Source organism: Bradyrhizobium manausense, from assembly GCF_001440035.1.
Lineage (GTDB): Bacteria > Pseudomonadota > Alphaproteobacteria > Rhizobiales > Xanthobacteraceae > Bradyrhizobium > Bradyrhizobium manausense.
Genome location: NZ_LJYG01000004.1, coordinates 14,397 through 21,615, shown reverse-complemented (window position 1 = coordinate 21,615; position 7,219 = coordinate 14,397). Strand labels below are relative to the sequence as shown.

The 7,219-nt window shown below is 63.7% G+C and carries 7 protein-coding genes and 1 pseudogene; 1 reads left to right on the top strand and 7 read right to left on the bottom strand.

From position 1 onward, the window contains the following. Positions 1–12 precede the first annotated feature (12 nt). The 6 genes from typA to AOQ71_RS00625 all read right to left on the bottom strand — a co-directional run bounded on the left by typA (position 13) and on the right by AOQ71_RS00625 (position 5,613). Positions 13–1,839 (bottom strand): translational GTPase TypA, encoded by a 1,827-nt coding sequence (typA, locus tag AOQ71_RS00650; RefSeq protein WP_057740577.1) that lies wholly within the window; start codon positions 1,837–1,839, stop codon positions 13–15. 242 nt (positions 1,840–2,081) lie between these two features. After that, positions 2,082–2,363, bottom strand: coding sequence for a hypothetical protein (locus AOQ71_RS00645; RefSeq protein ID WP_057740575.1), 282 nt, complete (start codon positions 2,361–2,363; stop codon positions 2,082–2,084). 9 nt (positions 2,364–2,372) lie between these two features. Beyond that, complete coding sequence (locus AOQ71_RS00640) at positions 2,373–2,624, bottom strand: hypothetical protein (protein WP_057740572.1); 252 nt, start codon at positions 2,622–2,624, stop codon at positions 2,373–2,375. Beyond that, positions 2,621–4,066, bottom strand: a complete 1,446-nt coding sequence (locus AOQ71_RS00635) for a radical SAM protein (RefSeq protein WP_057740570.1) — start codon at positions 4,064–4,066, stop codon at positions 2,621–2,623. The genes AOQ71_RS00640 and AOQ71_RS00635 overlap by 4 nt, the downstream gene beginning before the upstream one ends. Then, positions 4,047–4,763 (bottom strand): prolipoprotein diacylglyceryl transferase family protein, encoded by a 717-nt coding sequence (locus tag AOQ71_RS00630; protein WP_057740568.1) that lies wholly within the window; start codon positions 4,761–4,763, stop codon positions 4,047–4,049. Before AOQ71_RS00630 ends, AOQ71_RS00635 begins: the two co-directional genes overlap by 20 nt. Before the next feature lie 82 nt (positions 4,764–4,845). Further along, positions 4,846–5,613 (bottom strand): Crp/Fnr family transcriptional regulator, encoded by a 768-nt coding sequence (locus AOQ71_RS00625; protein WP_057740567.1) that lies wholly within the window; start codon positions 5,611–5,613, stop codon positions 4,846–4,848. Between the two features lie 185 nt (positions 5,614–5,798). Here AOQ71_RS00625 and AOQ71_RS00620 point away from each other — a divergent pair, with 185 nt between their 5' ends. Continuing rightward, positions 5,799–6,173 (top strand): response regulator, encoded by a 375-nt coding sequence (locus AOQ71_RS00620; protein WP_057740852.1) that lies wholly within the window; start codon positions 5,799–5,801, stop codon positions 6,171–6,173. A gap of 7 nt (positions 6,174–6,180) precedes the next feature. Here the strand turns inward: AOQ71_RS00620 and AOQ71_RS00615 are convergent. Next, positions 6,181–7,219 (bottom strand): annotated as a pseudogene (locus AOQ71_RS00615) (alkaline phosphatase D family protein); the annotation flags it as partial.

The following is a 7,219-nucleotide window of genomic DNA, read 5'->3' as shown; positions in this document are numbered from 1 at the left end:
CGTGCGGCGGCCTTACGCCACCGCTTCCTTGGCCTTTTCCGCGCGCTTGCGCTCGTTCGGGTCGAGATGCTTCTTGCGCAGGCGGATCGACTTCGGGGTGACCTCGACGAGCTCGTCGTCCTCGATATAGGCGAGTGCCTTTTCCAGGGTCATGCGGATCGGCGGGGTCAGGCGCACGGCTTCGTCCTTCGAGGTCGTGCGGATATTGGTGAGCTGCTTGCCCTTGAGCACGTTGATCTCGAGATCGTTGTCGCGGGTGTGCTCGCCGACGATCATGCCCTTGTAGACCTTCCAGCCCGGCTCGATCATCATCGGGCCGCGGTCTTCCAGCTTGAACATGGCATAGGCCACCGCCTCGCCCTGGTCGTTGGAGATCAGGACGCCGTTGCGGCGGCCCTGGATCTCGCCCTTGTACGGGGCATAGCCGTGGAACAGGCGGTTCATGATCGCGGTGCCGCGGGTGTCGGTGAGCAGTTCGCCCTGGTAGCCGATCAGGCCGCGGGTCGGCGCGTAGAACACCAGGCGCTGACGGTTGCCGCCTGATGGCTTCATCTCGATCAGCTCGGATTTGCGCTCGCTCATCTTCTGCACGACGACGCCGGAATGCTCCTCGTCGACGTCGATCACGACTTCCTCGATCGGCTCCAGGGCGCCGCCGGTGGCTTCGTCCTTCTGGAACACGACGCGCGGACGCGACACCGAGAGCTCAAAGCCCTCGCGGCGCATGGTCTCGATCAGGATCGCGAGCTGCAATTCGCCGCGGCCCGAGACTTCCATCGCATCCTTGTCGGCGGATTCGACGACGCGGAGTGCGACATTGCCTTCGGCTTCACGCAGCAGACGGTCGCGGATCATGCGGCTCGTCACCTTGTCGCCCTCGGTGCCGGCGAGCGGGGAGTTGTTGACGATGAACGACATCGACACGGTCGGAGGATCGATCGGCTGGGCCGGCAGCGGCACCTCGACGGTGGGATCGCAGAAGGTGTCGGCGACGGTGCCCTTGGTCAGGCCCGCAATCGCGACGATGTCGCCGGCTTCGGCTTCCTCGAGCGGGGTGCGCTCGAGGCCGCGGAACGCCAGGATCTTGGTGATGCGCCCGGTCTCGACCAGCTTGCCGTCGGCGTGAAGCACCTTGACCTGCTGGTTCGGCTTGAGCACGCCCGACGAGATGCGGCCGGTGATGATGCGGCCGAGATAGGGGTTGGCCTCGAGGATGGTGCCGATCATGCGGAACGGGCCCTCCTCGACCTTCGGCGGCGCGACATGGCGCAGCACCAGGTCGAACAGCGGCTCCATGCCCTTGTCCTGCGGACCCTCGGGGCTCTCGGCCATCCAGCCCTGCTTGGCCGATCCATAAAGGATCGGGAAGTCGAGCTGCTCCTCGCTGGCGTCGAGCGCCGCGAACAGGTCGAACACCTCGTTGATGACCTCGGTCGGGCGCGCGTCGGGACGGTCGACCTTGTTGATGACGACGATCGGCTTGAGGCCGACCTTGAGCGCCTTGGAGACCACGAACTTGGTCTGCGGCAGCGGACCTTCGGCGGCGTCGACCAGCACCAGGGCGCCGTCCACCATGTTCAGGATGCGCTCGACTTCACCGCCGAAATCGGCGTGGCCGGGCGTGTCGACGATGTTGATGCGGGTGTCCTTCCACTGCACCGAGGCGGCCTTGGCCAGAATGGTGATGCCGCGCTCGCGCTCCAGATCGTTGGAGTCCATGGCGCGATCCGTCACCTTCTGGTTCTCGCGGAACGTGCCGGACTGCTGGAGGAGCTTGTCGACCAGGGTCGTCTTGCCGTGGTCGACGTGGGCGATGATGGCGACGTTACGAAGATTCATGAGTGAGCTTCTTTGCGGTCGGACAATGGGTTAAGCGCGATCTCGCCGGTCAGACCGGGACCTCTTCGCGGGAACAACGCTGGAAACGTGGAAAACGGGGCCTGCTTCGCCCAAAAAAGGAAACCCGGCCATGTCGATCGGGCGCCCCGTGCGTTTGCGGCGCAATATATGCAAAAACCGCCAAAAAACAATGCGTTCTTTGCCGGTTGGTTGACTGAATTTTGTCCGGGAATTCCCGGGACTTAAGGTCGGGTTGCGGGATCGGTGGGGGCTTTTCGCCCCTTGATGGCCAGCCCGATCAGCGCGGCTCCTCCGATGGCGATGAGTAGTCCCAAAGAGACCAGCGGTGCGACGTCCGAGTCGATCTTTCCGCCTTCCACCAGGGACATCCCGCCGAACAGCAGCGCGCAGAGCCCCGGTAGCAGCATGATGACGCCGAGGACCGCCATGAACGCGGTCAGGCAGCCGCTGCGCTGCGGCGGGGCGGCCGGAGGAGGCGGGGACGGGGGGTCGATGGTGCTCATCGTGCCACGCTACTGACGGGGCTTCGGTGGGGTCGCCACGCGAATGAAGAGGAAGATCGCAGTTCCGATCAGGACCAATCCAATCAGGACAAATGCGCCGCCTTGGCCGGCGAATGCGATGAAGCATAGGCCAGGGAAAAGCAGCACGATGCCGGTGACCACCATGAAAGCGGTCAGGCAACCGTCGCGCCGTGGCGGCGCCGTCGCAGGCGCGTCGTCTTGGGGCGGCGGCGTCGGAGGAGTCGTGCCGGTATCGCTCATCGCGGCACCTCCTCGCCTTGGCTTGCCTCGCGATAGGTCTGGCCGGCCAGCGCGGCGCGGATGCCCTCGATCTTGCCGTTCCGGTAGAACAGGTTGTAGGTGTCGAACGGGACAATCGCGCCGCTTTCAGTGACGAAATGGATGCAACTGCGCTTGACGTTGCCGACGCAGAAATTGAAGCGATCGAGAAACTGCACGATGGTGACGCGGAATACGTTCTCGTAGGTCAGCCCTTGCGGCACCTCGAAGCTGGGCAGACAGCACAGCAATTCGCAGACGCGCTCGGAGGTGTTGAGCGGACCTGATGACAGCGAGAACAGATCGACGAACTTCTCCCGCAGCATCGGATATTTTTCCGGGCTGATGGTGTTGGGCATCACCGCAACGAGCTGCTCCTGCGGAATCAGCGACGTCAGGGGAAGCACCTTCTCGCCGTTGCGCAAGCCGTAGCCGATCGAGATGCTTTCGGGGTTGCAGGGCAGCGGGATCATATCGCTGTCGCCGAACACGCCGGTCTCGATGACGCGCTGGCGTATCTCCGACAGCATGATGCGGTCGGCCTTCTTGTCGAAATTTTCGTTGCGACCGGCATCCTGCACCGGCTGCAGCGTGACACCCCGAACGCACTTCCAGCTCAGCGCATGGCGAACGATATCGCCGATCTCGGCATCGTTGATGCCGCGTTTGATGGTCGCGACCAGCGTGGTCGAAACACCGAAATGCTCGAGATTTTCCAGGGCCTGCTGGCGGATCTTGCGCAAATCCGCGCCACGCAGATTGACCAGCGCATCGCGTTGAAGCGAATCGAACTGGAGATAGACCTCCAGCCCGCGCTTGTTCTCGGCGAGCCGTGCCACGAAATCCTTTTCGCGGGCGATGCGCAGGCCATTGGTGTTGATCATGACATGGCGGATCGGGTGGTCGCGCACGGCGTCGAGGATCTCGAAGAAATCCGGGTGCAATGTCGGTTCGCCGCCGGAAATCTGCACGAGGTCGGGTTCGCCCTCGCTGGCAACCAGCGCGTCGAGCATCTTCTCGACCGTCGCAAGCGGGGTGAATCTGGTTCGCGTGGGCGCCGATTCGGCGAAGCAGACCGGACAGGTGAGATTGCAATGCTCGGTGATCTCGATCAGCGCCAGGCAGGAATGCTGCTCGTGGTCGGAGCAGAGGCCGCAATCATAGGGACAGCCGAATTCGGTGCGGTGCTGGAATTGCAGTGGCCGGTCGCCCGGCTTGATGAAATCCTTGCACAGGCGCCAGTAGGTTGCGTCGGTGGAAACGAGCGTCGACTGGACGCCATGCTCCCTGCAGCGCTTTTCGTACCAGACCTCGTTGTCCTGGATCTGGATCTTGGTCGGCACCAGCTTCAGGCAGACCTCGCAAAGGGACTGGGTCTGGCCCCAGAAGATATAGGGGCGCGACTTACGCAACGGCGCGTTCATGTACAGGTCTCGCTTGGGGCGCCGTCGCCAGCATGATTGCGGCGTAGAGCAGGATGGACAGCGACAGCAGGTGAAACAGTGTGAGGGGGCCGATCAGCGTGCCATAGGGCTTGAGGAATTCCCAGAGAAAGCGCTGCGCTCCATAGAAGAGCAGAACCAGGTAGAAACCATTGGTGATCGCGTACGCGTTCCGGTTCAAGACCGCCAGCACATAGACCAGCGCGAACACGCCCATCGCGGCGCTCTCATAGAGCTGCACGGGATGGCGGAGAATGCCGTCGCCGAAATCGTGGCCCCAGGGCAATGCCGTCGGCGTGCCGTAGGTGAAATCGTCGAGGCCTGCAAAATAGCAGCCGAGCCGCCCGATTGCGATGCCGAGAGCCAGCGGCAGTGCAAACCGTGCGCCGGTGCGCACGCCGATCCCCGTGGACCATTTGTAGAGCTCGACGGCCGCGATGCCGCCGGCGAGCGCGCCCTCGACGGATCGCGCAATGCCGCTCACGCCCGACAGCCACAGATTAGCGGACCCGAACAGATAGGCGCCGAGGCCGGCGCCGAACATCAGCGCGGCGATATAAGGCAGCGCGAAGGATTGCGCCGGAAACCGCAAGCCTTGTCGCGACAGCCAGTAGACTGCTGCGCCCGCCGCCAACCACGCCGCAACATCGAAGACAGTGTGAAGAAGGGCCCCGCTCATGCAGGGTTAGTATAACACGGCGAACGTACAGCGTCGCGCACCAGCATCCTCGCCCGGAGCAGGAGAGGCAAGGAGGCGAGCGTCACCCCGTGCTGCTCGCTTCCTCGGTCGGATAAACCCCGCGCAGCACCTCCTCGAAATGCAGCTTCACGGCGTCGTTGCAGAGGCAGGCGCGCAGCCGCAAGCCGTCATGATTGCGGACCAGGATCGCGCCGCGCCTGGTGTCGAGCACGCCTTCCGCCTTGAACGATTGCAGCACGCGGCTGGCATAGCTTCGCCCCACGCCGAGCAAGGTGGCGAGCTGCTCATGCGTCAAGGGCACGCTGTGTTCGTCCCCGGTCCGCTCCATCGCCGCGACGATCCATTTCGCCGTGCGCTGCTCGATCGAATGGATCGCGTTGCAGGCGGTCGACTGGAAGATCTGCGCCAGCATGCAGTCGGCATAGCGGGCGAAGATGTTGCGCAGCGACGGCGAGTGCGCCTTGGCCGCGTCCAGCTTGCCGACGTGAATATGCGCGAACGGTCCGCCGAATTTCACGCAGATGCGGGTATAGGCCGGCAGAAATCCCTCGCTGACGATGCCGCCCACCGCGCCTTCGCGGCCGACCAGGATGGTCTCGACGTCGCGGCCGTCTTCGTTCGGGACGAGAAACGTCGCGAGCGACGGCCCGCAGGGAAAGTGCACGATCTGGACATCGTCGCCGGGATTGTAGAGCAGCTGGCTCGCACCGACGTCGCCAACGGTGATATGCGGTGCGAGCAGCGCATAGTCCGCCGCATTCAATCGCCGCAGCAGATTGTTGGCCGGGCGGCTGTCGATCTCGCTCGTCTTGCTGATACGCGCATCCATCGCAAACTCCCCCATCCTCCTCTCCACATTAGCGAGTTCCGGCCACGGCTTGTGTGCACATGTGGACAGACGTCAAAACTGTTCTGTGGTGAGTTTCGTTCCGGGAACCCTCCGATGCGCTGGGCGCAGGTATCGCATGAGGTTGTCCTGACGGTGACAACATGCAGCCCTCGATAGCCAACATCATGATACCTGCCTCCCCGGCCGACATCCCTGCCGATGTGCTGATCGTCGAGGACGATCCGATCATCGCGATCGATTTCGAGGATCGCCTGCTCGGCTTTGGCGTGAGCAGCGTGCGCACCGTGGGGTCGGTGGCGCAGGCGCTGGATGCGATCGCAAGGCGTGCGCCCGACTTCGCGCTGCTCGATGTCGAGCTGATCCGCGAGAAGAGCTTTGCGATCGCCGAGCGGCTGGCAGCGCTGGAGATTCCCTTCGTCTTCGTCACCGGCTATGGCGCGGAGACCAGCATTCCCGCGCAGTTCGCCGCGCGTCCGCGGCTGCAAAAGCCGTGCTCCAGCGATGCGCTGGAGGCGGCTTTGCAGGCGCACGGCGGCTGAATCAGCTTCAGGCGGGCTTCGGATCGAGCGTGGTCGACCACAACGCGACGTCGGCGCGATCGCGCAAGGTCACCGTCATCTGGCCGGAGGCGCCGTCGATCTTGACGTGGCCGAAGAACTGCATGCCCGCGGACGGCGGCAGGTTCTGCTTGTCGAGGCCGGGCGCCTTGACGAAACGCACCTCGGGGCCAAACGTGTTGTCCATCTCGCCGGGCCCGAACGTTCCCGCATGCAGCGGACCCGACACGAACTCCCAGAACGGCTCGAACTCCTGGAATTGCGCCTTGTCCGGATTGTAATAGTGCGCGGCGGTGTAATGCACGTCTGCGGTCAGCCACACCGTATTTTTGACCGGCGCCAGCTTGATGAAGCGTAGCAGGTCGGCGATCTCGAACTCCCTCCCGCGCACCGGGCCGTCGCCCTGCGCGAAGGCTTCCGACCCCTTCTTGTTCGGCGCATCGTCGTAAACCAGGATGCTGAGCGGCATGTCGGAGGCGATCACCTTCCATGTCGCGCGCGAATTGAGCAGGCCGCGCTTCAGCCAGGCCATCTGCTCGGGCCCGAGGAAGTAGCTGGCCGGGCCGTATTCGGTCTCGAGATTGGCGCCGTTAGGGCCGCGATAGCTGCGTTCGTCGAGCACGAACACGTCGAGATGCGGGCCGTAGGAGATCTGGCGATAGACCCGGCCCGGCTCAATGATGCTCTCGCGCATCGGATACATTTCGTGGAAGGCGCGTCCGGCGCGCGCGGCGAGCAGGGAGATGTCGCGCACCTTGTAGCTCGCCGGCAGATCCTTCGACAGCGACCAATTGTTGGTCACCTCGTGATCGTCCCATTGCACGAAGATCGGCACCTCGGCATTGAAGGCGCGGACATTGTCGTCGGTGAAATTGTATTTGTGCGCGGCACGAAACTCGTCCAGCGTCTCCGCAACCTTGGCCTTCTCGGGGATGGTGACGTTCTTCCAGGTCTTGCCGTCGGCAAGCTTGACCTCGGAGGGGATCAGGCCGTCGGCATAGATCGTGTCGCCGGAATGCAGGAAGAAG

What these genes read in the sequence shown, in the direction of transcription:
- AOQ71_RS00630 (WP_057740568.1), bottom strand. Translation starts at nt 4,763, where the DNA reads ATGAGCGGGGCCCTTCTTCACACTGTCTTCGATGTTGCGGCGTGGTTG.
- AOQ71_RS00635 (WP_057740570.1), bottom strand. Translation starts at nt 4,066, where the DNA reads ATGAACGCGCCGTTGCGTAAGTCGCGCCCCTATATCTTCTGGGGCCAG.
- AOQ71_RS00645 (WP_057740575.1), bottom strand. Translation starts at nt 2,363, where the DNA reads ATGAGCACCATCGACCCCCCGTCCCCGCCTCCTCCGGCCGCCCCGCCG.
- typA (WP_057740577.1), bottom strand. Translation starts at nt 1,839, where the DNA reads ATGAATCTTCGTAACGTCGCCATCATCGCCCACGTCGACCACGGCAAG.
- AOQ71_RS00620 (WP_057740852.1), top strand. Translation starts at nt 5,799, where the DNA reads ATGATACCTGCCTCCCCGGCCGACATCCCTGCCGATGTGCTGATCGTC.
- AOQ71_RS00640 (WP_057740572.1), bottom strand. Translation starts at nt 2,624, where the DNA reads ATGAGCGATACCGGCACGACTCCTCCGACGCCGCCGCCCCAAGACGAC.
- AOQ71_RS00625 (WP_057740567.1), bottom strand. Translation starts at nt 5,613, where the DNA reads ATGGATGCGCGTATCAGCAAGACGAGCGAGATCGACAGCCGCCCGGCC.